The sequence below is a fragment of the Lactobacillus sp. CA30L genome (genome assembly GCF_059900845.1).
Map to the genome: position 1 here is coordinate 22,276 of NZ_JBWXGB010000004.1, position 18,868 is coordinate 41,143.

Consider the following 18,868-nt stretch of genomic DNA (forward strand, 5'->3'; position numbering starts at 1 on the left):
CTCCTTACTCAATGATAATTAAGTATAGCCAATCGAACTTTTGTTTGCAATACTGCAATAAAAAAACAAGGTTTCCCTTGCTCTTCACGTGGGACTAGCTTCGGGCCCAACCGTCAATCATATTCAGAAAATATGCTTCGGACAGGCGCTTAATCTTGCTGCCAGTCTTATTGTATTCCTGGGCCTGCTGCCAGGCCCGGTTGTTTTTGCTAAAAAAGCCCCGGTCATCCAGAATCAAATAATCCGTATCGGCCCCGATTGAAGCTTGCGCCTGACCACCCATATTATTGACCATTAGGGCAGCCTCCGCGTTGTTCATACCCACCTCATCGGCAAAAACAATCTTCTTATTGTTGACGGGATCACGGAACCCGCGTTCCCAGACTGCAAGCTCTTCTGTGAGCAGGTCCATGTTTTTGACCTTGGCCTGAGCCCTTATGAGCAGTGCATCATCGAAGTGTTCCCGAAAATCATCGTAAACCTTTTTGGTATCGATTGAGTCGGCCAAGCCGTGGTGCTGCTCTTCCTGGGCAATCCCCGCACGCTGAATGCAGTCAAGCAGGCGGTTGTGCTGGCGCGGGTAGTAAACGCGGGCAAGCCGCAGCACGTCAACGTAATCATTATTTAATTCCGGCAGCTTAAACTTTCGCGCCAGATCGTACAGAAAGTTCAGGTCGAAGTTGACGTTGTAGCCGATGATGATGTCGTCACCAATAAAGGACCGAAATGCGGTCATCGCCTCCTTGACGGGCTCGCCCGCCCCAAGCAGCATCTCTTCGGTAATGCCGTTGAGCTTGGTAATAAAGGCGGGAACCCGATTTGACCGCGGGTAGACCAGGAGCTTGCTGAACTCATCCACAATCTCATTGTCCCGCACCTTGACCGCGCCCAGTTCGGTAACGTGATCACGGTAGGGATTAAGCCCGGTCGTCTCAATGTCCAGCATTGTATAGTCTCTAATAAATCCGGGCTGTTCCTGACCCTTGCCGCGGATTTTTTCCTGCGCGCCTGAAACGTGCAGAACGCCGTTTTTAATAAAAATACTCATTAAATTCTACCCCGTGATCAGTGCGTGCAGCAATTGCGCCGCATCGGCATTCACCGCGGCACTGCGCTCCTGGATTGCTTGCGGCAGCTCCTCCTGCTTCAGGTCGGCCGCAACATACGACCACTGCGGAAACTGTTCGACCAAACGGATAATCGGCTCGAGCAGCTGCGGGCTCGTTTCGTCAACGCCCAGTTCCAGAAAAACCACCTTTTCTTCCTCATTGCCGGTTAAAAACCAGCGAAAACGCGCGTTGGCATCGGAATCCGGATAAAAGTGATCGTTTAGCGGCATGTGCAGTTCCATCGGCTGACCGCAGACGCTGCACTTGGGCACCAGAGCAGCAATTTTCTGTTCATTATCTGTTGCACTGAATTTGCGCACGACCTCACGGCTATCTTCCAGGCCATGGTTAATCCCGCTTGAACACTGCATCTTGGTCCAGTCGCCAAAGGCGTTAAAGATACGCTTGTCGTTAAAGCCGGCTGCCTCAAAGAAGTGACCGAAGGTTGACGTCGCGACAAAGAATTTCTTCTTGCCGATGACCTGCTTCAACTCACGCATGGTCCGACTGGGGCGGTAGTCGAGTGAGTATTTTTGAATCAGCTTGCCCCACAGCTGCCACTGCTCGGACCACGAGTGCATTTTCACGCCAAGCGCCGCACCGACCGAATGCACGTTATTTGCCCACGCAATGGTGGGAAAATCTCGAACAAAGGCCGCTTGGCCCAGGAGATCCAGGCCCTCGCTCTTGGCCAGTTTATTGCCTGCAGTTACTATCACAACGGTCGCCTCGTTGACCAGCTGCTTGGCCTTAACTATGTTTTCCATCTATTTTTTTCCCCCGCCTTGGTTGTAACCGGTGAAGGCAACCTGGTCGTTCTCAACATCGGCTAAAAAAACATCCTTGGTGTTGCTAAAGCCGGCTGCTTTCGCCTGCTGATTCAGCCAGTCTTCATCCTTGTCAATCAGTTCAAGCACATCTTGGTTGACCTGGCCGTCACTGATTAACGGGAAGCGCAGGTTCTTCTCATCCTTCTTGATGACGGTTAGCTGACCGTTTTTTTCAAAAATACAGTTCTTAACTACCTCAACGGAATAAATCCCCTGATTGCGCAATTTAAACATCAGCTCGTTGGCCGAAAGTCCAGCCGCTAAACAGTTCTTAACCAAAACCTGGCCGTTTTTGATAATCTGAATCGGCTTGCCGTCAATCATGTCCCGGATAAAATTGCTGTGTTCGCGGGCAAACTTCATGATAAAGACCACCAGCGTCCACACAATCAGAACGAGCAAAAATTGCAGGACCGTGATATTAGAATTGTAAATGACGCCGCCGATGATGCCACCAAGAACGTAGTTTTGCAGCTGGTCCAGGGCGGTGGTCGGTGCGATGTTGCTTTTGCCAAAGACGTTAATCTGAAAAATCAGTGTTAACACACCTAAGACAAATTTAATAAAAAGTTGCGTATAATCCATATTAAAATCCTCCTAATTCTTCACATTGACTTCGTGGTTAATAACGTGGGCCTTGGTCAGGGAGTAGCTGTTATTGTCATCGTTCAAATTCAGCTGATAATCGATGTCCTGTACGTTCAGCCTGACGATAATGCCATCCTGGAGCGTGGTTGAATTGACCAAGACGTCATTTTCGGCCACGCCGTGATCCTTGGCAATCGCCTTAATGAAAGGCGCAATTTGCTCCGACTGCGACTTGTTGACGTTGGTCTGGACGTATTTTTCGTACTGGGTGCCGACAAATAATAGTAAAAACAGCAGTGCGATGATGCCCAGGTCACGGTAACGCGTGTCAAAACGGTGACGCAGGTACAAAACGGTGAATGCAATCATGGTCAAGGCTGCAATTGCAATCAACGCGTACAGAATCGTCTTACCCGTATTTTGATTTTGTTCAATATATTTTAATGTATAAAAAGTCATAATATTGTCTCCTTCTTTAAATATTTTACACCGAAATACCCGATCAATGTACTTTTATGAATAATGCAGTTAAAAACAGTATAACAAAAAGTGGTTAGACTTGATCTAACCACAAATTAGTATTTAACTTTGCGAAGCGGAAGTAGTGGAGTCAACTTCTTTTGCTTTTTCAATTGGCTTTGCTTCCTCGGCTTGGTTTGACGGACCAGTCTTTGCGTCTGGGGCAGAATTGCGCCGGTACGTTGCCCCCGTCGTTGCGTCTGGGTCTAGCACCAGTTTCTGTCCGGTAGTTTCACAGAAGTACTTGACTAGTGGGTACAGGTCCTGAACCCATTCGTAGATACCGGCGTAGTTGCCGTCATCATCAACCACACGCTTATAGTAGTGCAAGATCAATTCCTTTAAATTACCGGTAGGCACCGGCATGTACACATCCTCATGGCCCTCCTGCTTGTTGCGCAAGGCGTGAACTACTTTTTTAACTTCAGGAATAACGTCACCTACATGCGGATGTACCGTGTCCAGCGGATTACCTACCTGGGCAGGCACCCGTTTGGCCTTCATCCTGGTATCAGGATCAACTGGACGGTTATACCATAAGAACTGATTGTTGTCATCAACAAAAGTCAGTTCGCCAATCGTATTGCGCAGCATCCAGTTAATCTGGTTAACAGTCAGAAGGCCGCTGTCGAGCTTAACATAGTCGTCGCCACTGGCCGCATGCGTATTCGCCGCTGCCTTCTCAAGCCAGTCAGGATCATTCTTATCGATTCCTTCTACGGTGTAACGGCTCTTGCCGCTGGCCTCAAGGTCCTCCTGCAGATATTCCTGGTCATCCATCTTTTGCAGCCAATCTGGTTCTGCCATAATTATTCTCCTCGTTTCACATAATCCATTTTCTGTGAATTATAGCATAAGAAAAAGAATGAAATAAGAGCGCTTTAACCTAATTCATGAATATAATTTCACCCATTGTGCCTTGCCGATTTTCTTTTCAATTATATGTGAGCTAAAATAAGTGTAAACATAAATAAAGGAGATTACTATGAAAACTGGCACCAAGATTATCACTCTAGATAACGGCTACCACCTGTGGACCAACACGCAGGGCCACGGCGACATCCACCTGCTCGCCCTACACGGCGGGCCCGGCGGCAACCACGAATACTGGGAGGACACCGCTGATCAGCTCAAAAAGCAGGGCCTCAACGTCCAGGTAACGATGTACGACCAGCTGGGGTCGCTTTATTCCGACCAACCGGATTATTCTGACCCCCAGATTGCTCAAAAATACCTCACCTACGAATACTTCCTAGACGAAGTCGATGAAGTACGCGCCAAGCTCGGCCTTGACCACTTTTACCTGATTGGACAAAGCTGGGGTGGACTACTCGTTCAAGAATACGCCGTCAAGTATGGCCATCACCTCAAAGGCGCGATTATCTCGTCGATGGTCGACGAAATTGACGAGTACGTAGACGCGGTCAACCGACGGCGCCAGGAAATCCTGCCACAATCTGAGATCGCATTTATGCATAAATGCGAGCACAAAAACGATTATGACAATGAGCGCTACCAAGAGGACGTCAACATCTTAAACATTAATTTTGTCGACCGCAAACAGCCCTCAAAACTCTACCATCTCAAAGACATTGGCGGTAGTGACGTCTACCATACCTTTCAAGGCGACAATGAGTTTGTCATTACGGGCAAGCTAAAGGAATGGCACTTCAGGGACCAGCTTCAAAACATTAAGGTGCCCACCCTGATCACCTTTGGGGAAAGCGAGACAATGCCAATTGCGACAGCCAAAATCATGCAAAAAAAGATTCCTAACGCCCGCCTGGTAACCACACCGGACGGCGGCCACCACCACATGGTCGACAACCCGAACGTCTACTACAAGCACCTAGCTGACTTCATCCGCCAGGTTGAGGACGGCAGCTTTAGGGGCAAATGAAATTAAGCGCGGCTTTAACCATAGCCGTGCTTTTTTGTCGCGCCCAATTTATCAGATGTAGTCCCCAAATTGCTAACTAGTTGACAATGGCACTAGTATAAAATCACTATACTACAACAGCATAGATAACGTTGTTACTAGTAGTCAAGGTGTTACTATTACGTTAATGGCAATTAAACCAAGAGAAAACTAGCAATAACTTATTCCGAAAGATCTTATCCTACCACACGCCTGAAGAATTATATGAAAGAAGATTAGATTACATCTATCAGACCAAGTAGGGTGTTCAACTTAAAATTGCAATTTTCGATTTTCTTTTTTAAAAAACTTACGAAAATTTTTTCTTTTTGCTATGATAACCGAGTTGCTCTTAAGAGCACCAAAAGTGAGAGGAGTTTTTTATGAAAAATAATCAAGCACGGGTCCAGGTCAAGCGGCCGTGGCTTGCAATGATGAGCATGATGATCGGGGCCTTTGTGGGCATGTTGTCGGAAACCTCATTGAATATTGCCCTGCCCCAATTGATGAAAGCATTTAATATTAATTCGGGGGCCGTGCAGTGGCTGGTTACCGGCTATATGCTGGTAATCGGCGTTATCTTGCCCTTTTCAAGTCTGCTGACCAAGTGGTTTACAACGCGGCAGATAGTGATAATCGGCTTGCTCGACTTCATTGTTGGAGCCGTAATTGCGGCTCTGGCCCCCACCTTTACCATTCTACTGGTTGGGCGCATGATTCAGGGCCTGGGAACAGGACTCATCCTGCCGTTAATGTTCACGGTGGCCATGCTGATCTTTCCCCCATACAAGTTGGGTACAGCCATGGGCGTCTGTGCCCTGGTTATCATGCTAGCACCAGCAATTGGACCAACTGTCACCGGGATCATCCTTGGTAAATTGTCCTGGAACTGGATTTTCTGGTTCTTTATTCCCTTCTTGGTGATTGCATTAATCTGTGCAATCTTTGGTCTTCCCAATACGGGCAAAATCACTAGACCAAAAGTCGACGTGCTTTCATTAGCAGAGTCTATTGTCGGCTTTGCTAGTTTGGTAATGGGTGTTAGTTTTGCCTCAGATATGGGCTGGGCTTCACCCATGGTCTTAATTTTGCTAGCCGTTGGCATCATTGTTCTTATTCTGTATGCTTACCGGCAATTGCACCTGGAGCAGCCCATCATCAACCTGCACGTTTTTAAAAAGATTGCCTTTGCACAGGGTGCAATTGGCGTCATGCTGGACTTTGCCATTATTTTGTCGGCCATGTACCTGCTTCCGCAATACCTGCAGCGGGGACTGTTACTGCCGGTTGCCCTCACTGGCATAATTATGCTGCCGGGTGGAATAATCAACGCAATCGTTTCGGCCTTTGCGGGGCGCCTATATGATTCTCTTGGTGCCAAAAAGCCGGCCGTAGCAGGTTTTGCAATTGCTGTTATTGGAATTGTGATGCTGCTTTTCTCACGCAGCACTTCTTCCATCGCCTACGTAATTGGCGCCCATATCATTTTGATGATTGGCTGTCCGCTTGCGATGTCACCGGTACAGACGCACGCCCTAAATGCTCTGCAGGGGGCCGAATCAGCTGACGGCAGCACAATTCTAAACACCATGCAGCAGATTATTGGCGCCGTAGCAACTGCCTTGGCAACCAGCTTCTTAAGTCTCGGTCAAAGTGCCTACCATGGTGCGAATAAGGCGGCGCAATTCACCAACGGCGTGCATTACGGACTGTACTTTACGCTAGCCCTAGCAGTTGCCGGCCTGATCATTGCTATTACGCTAAAGTCGGAACGTCCTTCTGCTGACGAAAAGTAGTTTTGCAAGCTGCACTCCCAACAAGTTGAAACATATTTTTGATTTCCAATAATTTTCGAAATTTCTTGCTGACTATGCAATAGATGAGCAAGTTAACCCGCCTGGAAATAATAAAAAGGAAATTCTACCACGTGTAGGATTCCCTTTTTTTGTGTCCCAATCATCATTGATCTGACAACCATCTAAAACAGCCGTAATAGTCACGTTTGGCAACCCCTGCCGTTTGCTAAAACAATGCAATGCCTACTTAAATTCCTTTGCGGCCTTCTCCTTGATTGTTGCTGCCGAGTGCTGCAGTTTTTCTTCCTCCTCATCGGTCAGCGCCAACTCAACGGTCTGAATAATCCCATCTCGGCCCACAATTGCCGGGTAGGACAAGTACGTCCCGTATTTTTCCTGGTAGTTCGACACGGGCATCTCCGTGTGGGCATCGCTCTGAACGGTTTCAATCAGACGAGTCACCGCCGCAGAAATACCGTAGTTGGTGTACTGCTTGCCCTTGTACACGGTCTGGCCGCCATATTTGATTTCTTCGTTGAGATCCTCCAGCTTCCAGGACTTGTCCTTAGCCACTTCAGTGATCGGACGCTGCAAAACCTTGACCGTCGACCAGGCTGTAAACTGGGAATTGCCGTGCTCTCCCAAGTTAAACCCTTCAACCGAACGGGGATCAACACCCAGGCGCTGGCCCACGGCCCGCTTCATCCTGGCCGTATCAAGGAGCGTGCCTGTCCCGATCACGTGCTTTTGCGGCAGTCCGGTCAGTTCTTGGTACATGCTGGTGATAACGTCCACCGGATTGGTAATTGCGATGAGGATACCGTTAAAACCACTCTGCTTAATCGACTCAGCAATTTGTCCGATGCGCTCTTTATTGTAGCGCAGCTCGGCAAAGCGGTCGCCGCCGGCCTCCAGGGCAATATTGCCAAACGCGGAGACGATGATCTGTGCATCCTTGAGTGCCGCATAGTCGTTGATGACAATATTGGTGTGGTGGCGCAAGTTGGCCATGGCATCCTGAAAGTCGAGCTCGTCCGCCGTGACTTTGGCATCGTTGACATCAATCATTACCAGGTCGTCAACTAGTCCGGAAATGATTAGCTGGTGTGCTACCGTGCTGCCAACGTGACCGTCGCCAATAATACCGATTTTATTACTCATAATAATGCCCTCCCGCTTCTCAAATTGAAGAATATTCACTAACTCTTATAAAATTTTCATATCCTTATTGTAAACAATGTTCAGCAAAATAAAAATAGTTTTAAATTGATTTTTGAAATTTAATTTATTATGTAGTGTTTGCTTAATCAAGCCATTTTAGCCACAGGCGGCGTAAATAGCCGTATACTAACTCTAGGAGGTACTAATTATGAAACAAATTAAGATTGGCAACACAAATTTTACCGGATCTGCCATTGCACTGGGCATCATGCGCATGAGCAATTTGACGATTGGTGATGCGGTTAAGACGCTTGAAACCGCGCACGAAGCGGGCATCAACTACATTGACTCGGCTGATGTTTACGGTCACGGCAAATCCGAAGAGGTTTTCGGCGAAGCCCTGCAAAAATCTTCCCTAAAGCGGGCCGATTTCTACATTCAATCCAAAACGGGCATCTTTGAAGAGCCTACACTGAACTACAAGACGACGCGCTACGATTTTTCCAAAAAGCACATCATTAATGCGGTAGACGGCATTCTGACCCGAATGAAGGTAGACTACCTTGATAGCTTGCTCTTGCATCGCCCGGACGCCCTGATGGATCCCACCGAAATTGGCGCAGCCTTTGACGAATTGCAGGCAACCGGCAAGGTCCGCCACTTTGGCGTGTCCAACTTCAATCCGATGCAAGTTGATCTCTTGCAGGCCGGCATTAGTCAAAAACTCTTGGTCAATCAGCTGCAGTTCAGCGTCATGCACACCGGTCCGATCAACTTCAACGTTCATACCAATATGACTGATGAGCGCAGCATTGACCACGACCGGGGGATCTTAGACTATTCTCAGCTGCACAACATGACCGTTCAGGCCTGGTCGCCGTTCCAGTACGGACAGATTGAGGGCAACTTTATTGGTAATCCCAAATTCCCAGAAGTTAATGCTGCCTTGCAAAAACTGGCCGACGATAAGGGCGTATCGAAGAATGCCATTGCGGCAGCCTGGATTCTGCGCCATCCGGCTAAGATTCAAGTCATCATTGGCACGATGACCCCTGAGCATATTCTTGACAGTGCCAAGGGCGCTGATATCGATTTATCTGCCCAGGAATGGTACGACATTTACCTAGCCGCTGGCAATGACCTGCCTTAATGAATCAATAAAAAGAGTCTGGAAAAAACTCTAACCTAACCAAAAAGGCTGACAAATCACGTTAATAAAACGTTGATTTATCGGTCTTTTTAAATTGTGAAATTTTTCAATTTAACTTCAAAGAGCATTTTTTTACCAGACTCTGTTTGCTTGGCCTTAATCCCATGCAGTTAAGTCGGGCTGAACATTTAATGCTGCTAGTCACCTTTCTTTCTGACATAACTGTTGGGAATATTTAGTTTCTTGCGGTACTTGGCAACAACGCGCCGGCTCAAGCTGATGCCTTGTTCAGCAAAAATTTCTGCCAGCTGCTGGTCACTAAGCGGCGCCCGGGAATCCTCACTTTTAACTAAGCGCGCTAAGTCATATTCAATCCGGGCCTGGGACAAGTCGCTTGTCACTTGGCGGGGAAAAAGCAGTTTTAAACTGAAGACCTTATTTTGACACTGGATGTATTTGTCCTTGATTGCGCGGCTGATTGTGCTGGCTGACAGTCCAAGTGCCCGGCCTGCTTCTTTTAGGCCTAGCGGCTTTAGTTCTTGTTTTTTCAGCGTCATTAAAAAGTCATGCTGGACCTGGCCAACGTATTTCCCGAGCCGCAGAATCGTCCGTTGGCGCTGTTCAATTGCATTTTTCATTTCAACATAGTGCTGGCGCTGCTCAGAAAAATACTTGCCTTGCTGCGACTGGCCTTTCAACTGTGTGAAGGTCCGCTCATCAAAAATCAATTCTGGTATTTGCCCTTGAAAGCCCTCAACGGTCAGCCTGCCGTCTTCAACCTTGTAAATCAAGTCGGGCAGCAGATATTGCGTATTATCGGAAACGCCATACGCACTGGCCGGTCTCGGGTCGAGCGTCTGAATGCTGGCCAGGGCCTGGGTCAACTCTTTGCCAGAAAATTCGAACTTCGCCCATTGCTGGGGAGCGGCCAGCAGTTCAAGCTGTCCCGCACGCAGAATCTTCATTGCCACCGGATCAAAATTTGTTTTTGCTTGGGCCTGCAGCAGCAGACACTCATTCAAATCAGCAGCACCAACGCCGCAAGGATCAAGGCTCTGCAGCAGCTTTTGTGCGTGTTTCAGATCAGCTAAAGAAAATTCTGTCTGTTCCGCAACTTTTGCCAAGTCAGCGCGCAGGTAGCCGTCCGGTTCCACGTTGAAAATCAGCAGTTTGACCGCCTTTTTCTCCTTACCGTTCCACTTACTCAGCCGCACCTGTCCTAGCAGGTGGTCGATGAGGTTCTCGCCCTCCGGCGCACCAATCCATTCCAGGTTCTGCATTTCTGTCTTTGGCTCGCGCAGTGACACGAAGGGGTTGCTTTCGCTCAGGTCCTTCATTGCGTTAATCAAGTCATAGGTGCTGTAGGAAAGAACCGTCAGATCCTGCTGCAATTTTGGTGACAAAAAAAGCCGGGTAACTAATTGCTCTTGCGGTTTTAATACCAACTGCTGCGACTGTCCCATCGGCTTCTTCTCCTTGCTCAAAAAGTCAAATACTTAATCTATAATTTGTTACCTAATTATAACCAATTAGTAGAGCGCTTTCTATCTTATCCACATTTTTAGTCACATTTGTACTCTTTTTAAAATTAAGTAACATAATTATTTTGCTGGCTAAAACGCAAACATGCTTGTCACTTTAAGGGGAACTTCTACCCACTTGCTATTACTTTGTATATTTAAATTAAATTTCTGCTTGACGCGCGCCCTTTTATCTTTTATAATTCCCTCATAAAGGTTGGAGGTAAATTCTCATGAATTTGAAGCAAAACTTACAACTGAATAATTATTATCCTAGCTACTATAGATAAGTTTGGGTTCATCTGGATGGATTCAAACGCAACACAAGTTTGAATTTATCTATGATGGCTAGAACTTTTTAGTGCGGTTAGCCACATAGCTTCTAAGTGGCTGATCGCTTGCGATTATCTTTTTCAAATGTCTTAATTGATACCCACTTAGGAGTAAGTGGGTATTTTTTTATGGAGGCATGAAAATGCATATCAAAAAATTAGTTACAGGAATTAGCCTAGCGGGAATCCTGCTCCTCAGCGGCTGCAGCGGCAAGGGTGCGGATAACAGCGCCAAGGTCAAGCACGTGGGCGTGCTGCAGGTCGTGCAGCATCCCTCTCTGGATAAGGCTTACAAGGGCTTCAAGAAGGGGCTAAAAGAGGGCGGCTACGTCGAGGGCAAGAACCTCAAGATTGATTACCAGAACGCCCAGAATAACCAGGACAACCTCAAGAGCATGAGTGAGAAGCTGGTCAACGACAAGTCCGATCTCATCCTCGGTATCGCCACCCCGGCGGCACAGAGCGTGGCCAATGCCACCCAGGACATCCCCACGGTGGTAACCGCGGTAACCGACCTCAAGGCGGCCAAATTGGTCAAGTCTAGCGCCCACCCCGGAACCAACGTCACGGGTACAACCGACATGGTTTCAATCAAAAAGCAGATTGCCCTGCTCTTGTCCATCGTGCCTAAGGCCAAGTCCATCGGCATCATGTACAACGCCGGCGAGTCCAACTCGAAGATCCAGGCAGACAAGGCCACCGCGGTCCTGAAGAAGGCCGGCGTCAAGGTTGTCATCAAGACGGCCAACACCACTAACGACGTGCAGCAAGTCACTGAGACACTCGCTTCCAAGGTCGATGGCATCTTCGTTCCCACGGACAACACCTTTGATTCCGCCGCTTCGGTTGTCGGCAGGGTCGTCAAGGAAAAGAAGGTCCCACTCGTTGCCGCATCGATTGACCAGGTCAAAACCGGCGGTCTGGCTTCAATCGGCATCGACTACGAACTTCTAGGCGAGCAAACGGGCAAGATGGCCGCTAAGATCTTAGACGGCAAGGCCAAGCCAAGCTCGATGCCCGTTGAGAAAGCACACGATATGAAATTAGTGGTCAACAAGAAGATGGCCAAAGCGCTGGGCATCGACCCGAAATCAATTAGGGTTCCCAAGTAAACTTTTTCTTGACTTTCATTTTTTAGTATTTTATAATTTTTTCATCAAGGTTGGAGGTAAGTTACGATGATTTTGAAACAGAACTTACAACTGAATAACCGTTTTTACTTTAGCTATTTTAGATAAAGTTTGGATTCATCTAGGTGGGTTCAAACAAACGCAAGTTTGAATCTGTCTATGATGGCTAAGGTCCTTTGAATTACGGTTAGCCACATAGTTTTCTAAGTGGTTAGCCGCAACCAATTATTTTGAATAATAATTCTTGTCGTACCCACTTAGAATAAGTGGGTATTTTTGTAGTACTAGAATATTGGAGGAAGAAAAATGCACGTTAAAAAATTGATTGCAGGCGTTGGTCTGGTTGGGTTGCTGCTGCTGAGCGGCTGCAGCAACAATAAGTCTGGTGATAAGACAGCCGTCAAGCACGTGGGCGTTTTGCAGGTTGTGCAGCACCCGTCCCTTGACAAGGCCTACAAGGGCTTCAAGGAAGGACTCAAAGACGGTGGTTATACTGAAGGCAAGAACCTGAAGATTGACTACCAAAATGCCCAAAACAGCCAGGACAACCTCAAAAGCATGAGTGAAAAATTAGTTAATGACAAGTCTGACCTGGTTTTAGGTATCGGGACCCCGGCTGCACAAAGTCTGGCCAACTCTACTACCGATATTCCAATTGTGGTAACGGCAGTGACCGATTTAAAGGTGGCCAAACTAGTTAACTCAGATGCCAAGCCGGGCAGAAACGTCACGGGCACAACCGACATGGTGTCAATCGACAAACAGATTCGCCTGCTTTTGTCAATTGTGCCTAAGGCTAAGACAATCGGCGTGATGTACAACGCCGGCGAAGCCAACTCGAAGATCCAGGCGGATATGGCCATTGCTGCATTAAAGAAGGCCGGCGTCAAGACCCTGGTCAAGACAGCCAATACAACCAACGACGTCCAACAGGCAACCGAGTCACTGGTTGGCAAGGTTCAGGGCATCTACATCCCAACCGATAATACTTTTGCTTCCGCCGCTTCCGTTATCGGCAAGATCGTTAAGGAAAAGAAAATTCCGCTCGTTGCGGGTGCAGTGGACCAGGTCAAGACCGGTGGTCTCGCTACAGTGGGAATTGATTACGAAAAATTAGGCAGGCAAACCGGCAAAATGGCGGCCAAGATCTTAGCGGGCAAGGCTAAGCCTAAGCAAATGCCTGTTGAAAAGGCCGACCAGCTACAATTAGTCGTTAATAAGGAAATGGCCAAGGCGCTAGGCATTAGTCCTGATTCAATCAAGGCACCCAAGTAATAGAAAGGAAGCGTAAACTAATAATATGTTGAATACTTTTTGGGAATTATTTCTTTCCGCATCTTCACAGGGATTATTGTGGTCGCTAATGGCCATCGGCGTTTACTTGACTTTCCGGATTCTGGACCTGGCCGATATGACCGCCGAAGGTAGCTTTCCCTTAGGCGGGGCCATTGCCACCATGTGCCTAATCAAGGGCATCAACCCCATTATTGCGACCATTGCCGCCTTTGGCGGCGGCTTGGTTGCCGGACTTGTTACCGGTCTGCTCAATACCAAGCTGCGCATCCCCTCGCTTCTTGCCGGGATCATCACAATGACGGGGCTCTATTCCATCACTTCACGGGTGATGCAGAATGCCGCTAACGTCTCGCTTCTGGGCAAGGATACCATCTTCACGAGTGCCCAAAATTGGGGCCTATCCCGCAACAATGCCGTCATCGTCATGGGCGTCATCATTGCCCTGCTCACGATTGTTCTCCTAGTTGCGTTTTTCCGGACCGAAATTGGCCTGGCCATGCGTGCAACGGGTGACAACCCCGAAATGAGTGCGGCCAACGGAATTAAGACCCAGAACATGAAAATTTTAGGCTATATGATTTCCAACGGGTGCATCGCCCTATCCGGGGCACTGCTGGCGCAAAACAACGGCTTTGCCGACCTGAATTCCGGTGTTGGCACCATCGTTATCGGCCTGGCCTCGATTATTATCGCCGAAGTTTTGGTCCGCAACTTGCCTATTGGTGCCCGTCTCCTTACCCTGGTACTGGGGGCAATCATCTACCGGTTAATCCTGGCCCTCGTCTTCCAGATGAACGTTGAGCCGTCCGACGCCAAGCTGGCCTCGGCCCTAGTTTTAGTCGTTTGCCTGGCGCTGCCTAATTTTCACCTGCCACGCAATTTAAAAGGAGGAAGCAAGAATGCCCCAAGTACTAAAGATTAAAAATCTGCACCAAACTTTTGAACGCGGAACCGTCAACGAAAATCGGGTGCTGCGCGGCGTTAATCTTGACCTTGCGGCCGGCGACTTTGTCACCATTATCGGCAGCAACGGTGCCGGCAAGTCGACCCTGCTGAACAGCATCGCCGGCACCCTGCCAATTCAAGAAGGACAGATTATCCTCAAGGGCACCGATATTAGCAGGCTGCCCGTAACCAAGCGTTCCAAAAACATCAGCCGGGTGTTCCAGGACCCCAAGATGGGCACGGCGGTCCGGCTAACGGTTGAGGAAAACCTGGCTCTGGCAATGAAGCGCGGCCAGCGCCGCGGCTTTCGCGCAGGCGTCAAGCGCCAGGACCGCAAGTTCTTCAAGCAGCAGCTGGCCCAGCTTGACCTGAACCTCGAAAATCGCCTGGAAACCGAAATCGGCCTGCTCTCCGGTGGTCAGCGCCAGGCCATCACCCTATTAATGGCGACGCTACAGCGGCCCGACCTGATCCTGCTCGATGAGCACACGGCCGCGCTTGACCCCCAGACGTCCATCACCGTCATGCAGCTGACGGAAAAGCTGATCAGCGAGCAGAAATTGACCGCCTTCATGGTCACCCACAACATGGAGGACGCCATCCGCTACGGCAACCGCCTGATAATGCTCCACCAGGGGCGTGTAGCAATTGACCTGGCGGGTGAAGAGAAGAAGAGCCTGACCGTGCCCAAGCTAATGGAGCTCTTCCAGAGCCACGTCGGCAATGGCCTGAAGGATGACGCGCTGCTGCTGGGATAATTGTCAGCAAGCAAAAACTCTGAAGAAAATTCTTCAGAGTTTTTTTGTGTCAATTAAAATCACTCACATATTGTCACTCATCCTTCCCGCGCTAAAATTGACAAAAATTTAGCAGCCAAGAATTCCTTTAATTGTGCAGTAGTCCCCTTCTCAAACACCCTAATGCTTTCATCACTCATCACCAGCATGCTGCTAATCATCCCCAGTGCCTGCGTTTCTTCAGCCGTGCTTTTTCTGGGTGCCAGCAAAATCAAAAAGCGCTGGACTTCTATTTCCTTGCGGTCCATCGCACTCATTTTAACCGGAGTGTGCAATTGGCAAACGGTCACGTAAGGCTTCCAAACAGCTGAGCTGCTTGTGTGGATTAATGCCAGATGCGTATTGGGCAAGCCCACTGGTGAGAGATTAATTCTGGACAGCAGCTTCTTTGCAACCTGGATTGGATCAGCAACTACTTCTTGAGGCAATAATTTAATCACTTCATCAATTATTTCTTTCAGCGGTCGTTCAACTTGATTATAGAAATTAAAGACAGCAATTTCTTCAACTATCTGCGTATATAGGTCAACTTCTTTTTTTCGAGCCATCAATTGTGTTATGGCAGATTCACTATAAGTAGCCTTTTTGGAATTTGCATATTTATACTGGTAAGTTTTTAAATAGTTCTTGATTTTTTTAACTTCATCATTTAATAACAAGGGACTAACAACTTGGTAATCCCGGGGGAAGCCAGGCAAGTCAACTGTTGTTAGCACAATATCATATTGGGATACATCTATTTGATTCAGTTTTACTATTTTGGACGTATCAATCTGACTTATTTCAGGCACTTCTTGCTGCAAGCGACTTTTCAGAATCTGTGATGTCGAAAACCCATTTTCACAAATCACCAAAGCACTCAACCCCTGACAATACTTGTGGTTCTCACATTCGTTGGCAAAATATAACAGCAATAATTGCTTTTCATACTCATTCAAATATTCTGCTGCAAAAACTTCACGCCATTTTTCCACAATAATATTAGTCAGCTTTTGGTATTTTTGCTCCAGGGCCTTAACAGATGCCAGGTCAGCCTCAGGCAGCGGCAACGGCTTCCTCTTCAAGAGGCTCTCAATATGCTGACCTATTTTTTCCAAAAAAGGGGGGTTGCGGGTAAAATCCCACCCGTATGCCGTTGATACTAACGAAACAAATTCTTTGACCTGAACAGAAGTAGATAGGTCTATATCATCCAAGTTCTTAAACAAAACCTGGTGATCGTTATTTTGCAGTTGAACCGCTAAGAAGTTCACCTCTTCCTTGGGCAATCCCTGATCACTATCATGATAATTCAATTTGGATAAGAACTTATAAGCAAGCCCTAAATACTTAATGTCAATTTTCTTATTAGTCATTTTAGGCAGCTCACAGCCTTTTAAAAAGCGGTAAATTGATAATGCGAACATAAGCGTTAGTGAGATAGTCTGACGGTCATAAACCCCTTTGATTTCAGGCAAAACAGAACTGACCAAAGCCTGGTAACTCTTGAACAGAAGATCAGTTGGAATGAGGAGAGCAAAAAAATTATCGACATTTTTCTTCTTACCCTGTAAATAAAGCGCAAATTGGTATTCATTAATCTCGTTCAAAACCACCCTGCAAAAAAGGTAGCGGCGAACGTCTTCTGGTCCGCTGACAATAATTCCCACGCCCTTCTTACGGTGCAAGTGTAACCCATACGCCGTTAAAGACTGTGAAACAATGTTCAAATCACGCTGAACTGTGCCTTGGCTTACTTCCAAGTTTAGTGCCAGGTCGTTGATCTTCATTTCCGTGCAACTCAATAACAGCATGGCAACAATTGCATTCTGCCGTGAAGATACTGACAGGTGAAACGATTTCTTTTGATTGATCAGGTTGTTTTTAACCTTGTTTAGAGCACTTTGACTGCCTTCTATTTGGTACGTGCCCTTGTTGTTAATTAAAATCACGCCTTGTTGCTCAAGGTAAAGTCGCAAATCAGCAAACTCACGGTATAGGGTTCTTTGGCTAACATCCAATTGTTGTTCCATCTCAACTAGAGAAAGTCCCTTTTTATGTTCGATTAGCTTTAGTAGAATCTTCCTTTGCCGTTCTGTAAACACAACCATGATTACCACCCCCCTTTTATATGGTTAAACTGCAAAAACAGTCATTATGGTTCAACCACTTCAAATGACTGTTTTTAATTAACTAATTTTATTTTTTAAACTCTGCGGAGATCTTGCCAGCAATTGCATCAATCAACTCCTGGTCTTTCAGGCTAGTAGTTGCCGCAACAACTTCTGCAAACTTATCCTGAATCATCTGCTGCAGCTTAACGCTCTCATCATCGCTTGGAACGTCAAACTGGTATATCTTAGCAGCAGTTTCAAGAAGCTTGTCATATTCTAGGCCACGTTCTTTAGCTTCACGAATTGGTCTAATAAAGCGCTCATCGTATCCCAGCTTGCGAATAGGCGTACGCCCCACACGCGCAATCGTATCTGAGATATACGGATTCTCAAAGCGGTTAATAATCTTCTGCTGGTACTTTTCATGTTCATTGCGGTCGAAGTCCCACTTAGCAATAAGCAAGTCGCCCGTTTCCTTCAGAACACCCTTCAATTGGTTGAGCACATGGTCGTCCTTGATTGCTTCCCCGATACTGTCGTAGCCCAGAGTCTTACCGGTGTACGCAACGGTCGCATGGCCGGTATTGACTGAGAATAATTTACGCTCAATGTAGGGCTCTAAATCTGATGCATAATCAACACCTTCAAGTTTCAGCGTTGGATTGGCCATCTGCGATTCATCAACGATCCATTCTTTAAACGGCTCAACTGAAACCATCAATGGATCATCATGCTTTTGCAGTGGAACGATTCGGTCAACCGCCGCATTAGGAAAGCCAACATATTCATCAGCAAAGGCCTTATCCGTGTCCTCTAAATGCTTGTAGACCTCTTCTTTTAGCAGCTGCGAGCCCCCAATCATGTTTTCACAGGCAATCACATCAATCTTTTGCTCATTGCCCTGACTTTTCCGGGCACTAATTCCCTGGGCAATCAGTGGTGCAATAAACTGCAAAATTTTCGGACCAATCGCAGTTGTGATGATGTCCGTCTCCACAATTGCATCGACAACCTGTTCAGGATTTTTACCGTTGTTAATTCCGCGCACGTTTTTGACGTTAATCTTCTTCTGACCTTCAGCCGCTAGTTCAATCGTATATTCTTGACGCTTGTTTAGCTCATCGATAATTGTTTCATTCACATCAACAAAAGTTATTGTAAAGTTATTGGCAGCCAGTGTTTCACCAATAAAGCCACGTCCAATATTGCCTGCTCCAAAATGTACTGCTTTCACTATTCTTCTACCTCTTTCAAAAAATCAATTACTTCTTGTTCAGACTGCGCATCAGCTAGCTTGGCAACATTTTCGATTTTTGTGCAGAATAGCGCAATTTGCGACAGAAGATCCAAGTGCTCATTGTTCACGCCGGCAATACCAAAAACAATGGTTACCAACTTGTGGTCATCTTTGTTCTCTCCAAATTCAACTCCTTCTGGAATTTGAATGAGAGAGATACCGGTCTTTTTGATATATTTTTTCCCTTCGTCAGTACCGTGCGGGATTGCAATGAAATTACCAATATATGTTGATAAATCTTTGTTACGCGCAAGCATCGAGTCAATATAACTGGGATCGACACAGCCATTGTCAACCAGCAGTTGCCCAGCCGCTTTAATTGCATCTTCTTTAGAAGCAAAATGCTGCTTTAGCTTAATCATTTCTTTATGAAGTTCCATTTTTTGC

17 protein-coding genes are annotated in these 18,868 nt (G+C 47.0%); 7 read left to right on the forward strand and 10 right to left on the reverse strand.

Going from position 1 to position 18,868, the window contains the following annotated elements:
• Positions 1–94 precede the first annotated feature (94 nt).
• From AC2JF8_RS05465 to AC2JF8_RS05485, 5 genes are all read right to left on the reverse strand, one after another.
• Positions 95–1,048, reverse strand: a complete 954-nt coding sequence (locus AC2JF8_RS05465) for an exonuclease domain-containing protein (protein WP_500761821.1) — start codon at positions 1,046–1,048, stop codon at positions 95–97.
• Positions 1,049–1,054: 6 nt separating this feature from the next.
• Positions 1,055–1,876 carry a Sir2 family NAD-dependent protein deacetylase gene (locus tag AC2JF8_RS05470; protein ID WP_500761823.1) on the reverse strand — a complete coding sequence of 274 codons (822 nt, stop codon included), beginning with the start codon at positions 1,874–1,876 and terminating at the stop codon, positions 1,055–1,057.
• A complete protein-coding gene (locus AC2JF8_RS05475; protein WP_500761825.1) occupies positions 1,877–2,524 on the reverse strand; it encodes a DUF421 domain-containing protein in 648 nt (215 codons plus the stop codon). It lies immediately after the preceding gene.
• Between the two features lie 12 nt (positions 2,525–2,536).
• Positions 2,537–2,986: a DUF3290 domain-containing protein gene (locus AC2JF8_RS05480; protein ID WP_500761827.1), complete on the reverse strand. Its 450-nt coding sequence runs from the start codon at positions 2,984–2,986 to the stop codon at positions 2,537–2,539.
• A 123-nt stretch (positions 2,987–3,109) separates the two neighbouring features.
• On the reverse strand, positions 3,110–3,853 hold the full coding sequence (locus AC2JF8_RS05485) for a PAS domain-containing protein (protein WP_500761829.1): 744 nt from the start codon (positions 3,851–3,853) through the stop codon (positions 3,110–3,112).
• Between the two features lie 178 nt (positions 3,854–4,031).
• Here AC2JF8_RS05485 and AC2JF8_RS05490 point away from each other — a divergent pair, with 178 nt between their 5' ends.
• The gene (locus AC2JF8_RS05490) at positions 4,032–4,946 is read left to right on the forward strand and encodes a proline-specific peptidase family protein (RefSeq protein ID WP_500761831.1); all 915 of its coding nucleotides are present in this window, start codon (positions 4,032–4,034) and stop codon (positions 4,944–4,946) included.
• A gap of 401 nt (positions 4,947–5,347) precedes the next feature.
• Positions 5,348–6,760: a DHA2 family efflux MFS transporter permease subunit gene (locus AC2JF8_RS05495; RefSeq protein ID WP_500761833.1), complete on the forward strand. Its 1,413-nt coding sequence runs from the start codon at positions 5,348–5,350 to the stop codon at positions 6,758–6,760.
• A gap of 243 nt (positions 6,761–7,003) precedes the next feature.
• Here the strand turns inward: AC2JF8_RS05495 and AC2JF8_RS05500 are convergent, their stop codons facing one another.
• Positions 7,004–7,921: an L-lactate dehydrogenase gene (locus AC2JF8_RS05500; protein ID WP_500761835.1), complete on the reverse strand. Its 918-nt coding sequence runs from the start codon at positions 7,919–7,921 to the stop codon at positions 7,004–7,006.
• Positions 7,922–8,129: 208 nt separating this feature from the next.
• Between AC2JF8_RS05500 and AC2JF8_RS05505 the strand changes: the two genes are divergently transcribed.
• Complete coding sequence (locus AC2JF8_RS05505; RefSeq protein WP_500761837.1) at positions 8,130–9,071, forward strand: aldo/keto reductase; 942 nt, start codon at positions 8,130–8,132, stop codon at positions 9,069–9,071.
• A 197-nt stretch (positions 9,072–9,268) separates the two neighbouring features.
• On the opposite strand, the gene rpoN is transcribed toward AC2JF8_RS05505, so the two are convergent.
• A complete protein-coding gene (gene rpoN, locus AC2JF8_RS05510) occupies positions 9,269–10,555 on the reverse strand; it encodes an RNA polymerase factor sigma-54 (protein WP_500761839.1) in 1,287 nt (428 codons plus the stop codon).
• Positions 10,556–11,066: 511 nt separating this feature from the next.
• On the opposite strand from rpoN, the gene AC2JF8_RS05515 reads away from it, so the two are divergent.
• The 4 genes from AC2JF8_RS05515 to AC2JF8_RS05530 all read left to right on the forward strand — a co-directional run bounded on the left by AC2JF8_RS05515 (position 11,067) and on the right by AC2JF8_RS05530 (position 15,052).
• Complete coding sequence (locus tag AC2JF8_RS05515; RefSeq protein WP_500761841.1) at positions 11,067–12,035, forward strand: ABC transporter substrate-binding protein; 969 nt, start codon at positions 11,067–11,069, stop codon at positions 12,033–12,035.
• Between the two features lie 324 nt (positions 12,036–12,359).
• On the forward strand, positions 12,360–13,328 hold the full coding sequence (locus AC2JF8_RS05520) for an ABC transporter substrate-binding protein (RefSeq protein WP_500761843.1): 969 nt from the start codon (positions 12,360–12,362) through the stop codon (positions 13,326–13,328).
• Positions 13,329–13,356: 28 nt separating this feature from the next.
• On the forward strand, positions 13,357–14,271 hold the full coding sequence (locus AC2JF8_RS05525; RefSeq protein ID WP_500762225.1) for an ABC transporter permease: 915 nt from the start codon (positions 13,357–13,359) through the stop codon (positions 14,269–14,271).
• The gene (locus AC2JF8_RS05530; protein ID WP_500761845.1) at positions 14,249–15,052 is read left to right on the forward strand and encodes an ABC transporter ATP-binding protein; all 804 of its coding nucleotides are present in this window, start codon (positions 14,249–14,251) and stop codon (positions 15,050–15,052) included. The genes AC2JF8_RS05525 and AC2JF8_RS05530 overlap by 23 nt, the downstream gene beginning before the upstream one ends.
• 77 nt (positions 15,053–15,129) lie before the next feature.
• Here the strand turns inward: AC2JF8_RS05530 and AC2JF8_RS05535 are convergent, their stop codons facing one another.
• The 3 genes from AC2JF8_RS05535 to AC2JF8_RS05545 form a co-directional block, all read right to left on the reverse strand.
• Positions 15,130–17,181 (reverse strand): BglG family transcription antiterminator, encoded by a 2,052-nt coding sequence (locus tag AC2JF8_RS05535; RefSeq protein ID WP_500761847.1) that lies wholly within the window; start codon positions 17,179–17,181, stop codon positions 15,130–15,132.
• An 88-nt stretch (positions 17,182–17,269) separates the two neighbouring features.
• Positions 17,270–18,418: a mannitol-1-phosphate 5-dehydrogenase gene (locus AC2JF8_RS05540; protein ID WP_500761849.1), complete on the reverse strand. Its 1,149-nt coding sequence runs from the start codon at positions 18,416–18,418 to the stop codon at positions 17,270–17,272.
• Positions 18,418–18,861: a PTS mannitol transporter subunit IIA gene (locus AC2JF8_RS05545; RefSeq protein ID WP_500761851.1), complete on the reverse strand. Its 444-nt coding sequence runs from the start codon at positions 18,859–18,861 to the stop codon at positions 18,418–18,420. The genes AC2JF8_RS05540 and AC2JF8_RS05545 overlap by 1 nt, the downstream gene beginning before the upstream one ends.
• Positions 18,862–18,868 lie beyond the last annotated feature (7 nt).

Coding starts and splice junctions, on each gene's coding strand:
- AC2JF8_RS05465 (WP_500761821.1), bottom strand. CDS start 1,048: ATGAGTATTTTTATTAAAAACGGCGTTCTGCACGTTTCAGGCGCGCAG.
- AC2JF8_RS05470 (WP_500761823.1), bottom strand. CDS start 1,876: ATGGAAAACATAGTTAAGGCCAAGCAGCTGGTCAACGAGGCGACCGTT.
- AC2JF8_RS05475 (WP_500761825.1), bottom strand. CDS start 2,524: ATGGATTATACGCAACTTTTTATTAAATTTGTCTTAGGTGTGTTAACA.
- AC2JF8_RS05480 (WP_500761827.1), bottom strand. CDS start 2,986: ATGACTTTTTATACATTAAAATATATTGAACAAAATCAAAATACGGGT.
- AC2JF8_RS05485 (WP_500761829.1), bottom strand. CDS start 3,853: ATGGCAGAACCAGATTGGCTGCAAAAGATGGATGACCAGGAATATCTG.
- AC2JF8_RS05490 (WP_500761831.1), top strand. CDS start 4,032: ATGAAAACTGGCACCAAGATTATCACTCTAGATAACGGCTACCACCTG.
- AC2JF8_RS05495 (WP_500761833.1), top strand. CDS start 5,348: ATGAAAAATAATCAAGCACGGGTCCAGGTCAAGCGGCCGTGGCTTGCA.
- AC2JF8_RS05500 (WP_500761835.1), bottom strand. CDS start 7,921: ATGAGTAATAAAATCGGTATTATTGGCGACGGTCACGTTGGCAGCACG.
- AC2JF8_RS05505 (WP_500761837.1), top strand. CDS start 8,130: ATGAAACAAATTAAGATTGGCAACACAAATTTTACCGGATCTGCCATT.
- AC2JF8_RS05515 (WP_500761841.1), top strand. CDS start 11,067: ATGCATATCAAAAAATTAGTTACAGGAATTAGCCTAGCGGGAATCCTG.
- AC2JF8_RS05520 (WP_500761843.1), top strand. CDS start 12,360: ATGCACGTTAAAAAATTGATTGCAGGCGTTGGTCTGGTTGGGTTGCTG.
- AC2JF8_RS05530 (WP_500761845.1), top strand. CDS start 14,249: ATGCCCCAAGTACTAAAGATTAAAAATCTGCACCAAACTTTTGAACGC.
- AC2JF8_RS05535 (WP_500761847.1), bottom strand. CDS start 17,181: ATGGTTGTGTTTACAGAACGGCAAAGGAAGATTCTACTAAAGCTAATC.
- AC2JF8_RS05545 (WP_500761851.1), bottom strand. CDS start 18,861: ATGGAACTTCATAAAGAAATGATTAAGCTAAAGCAGCATTTTGCTTCT.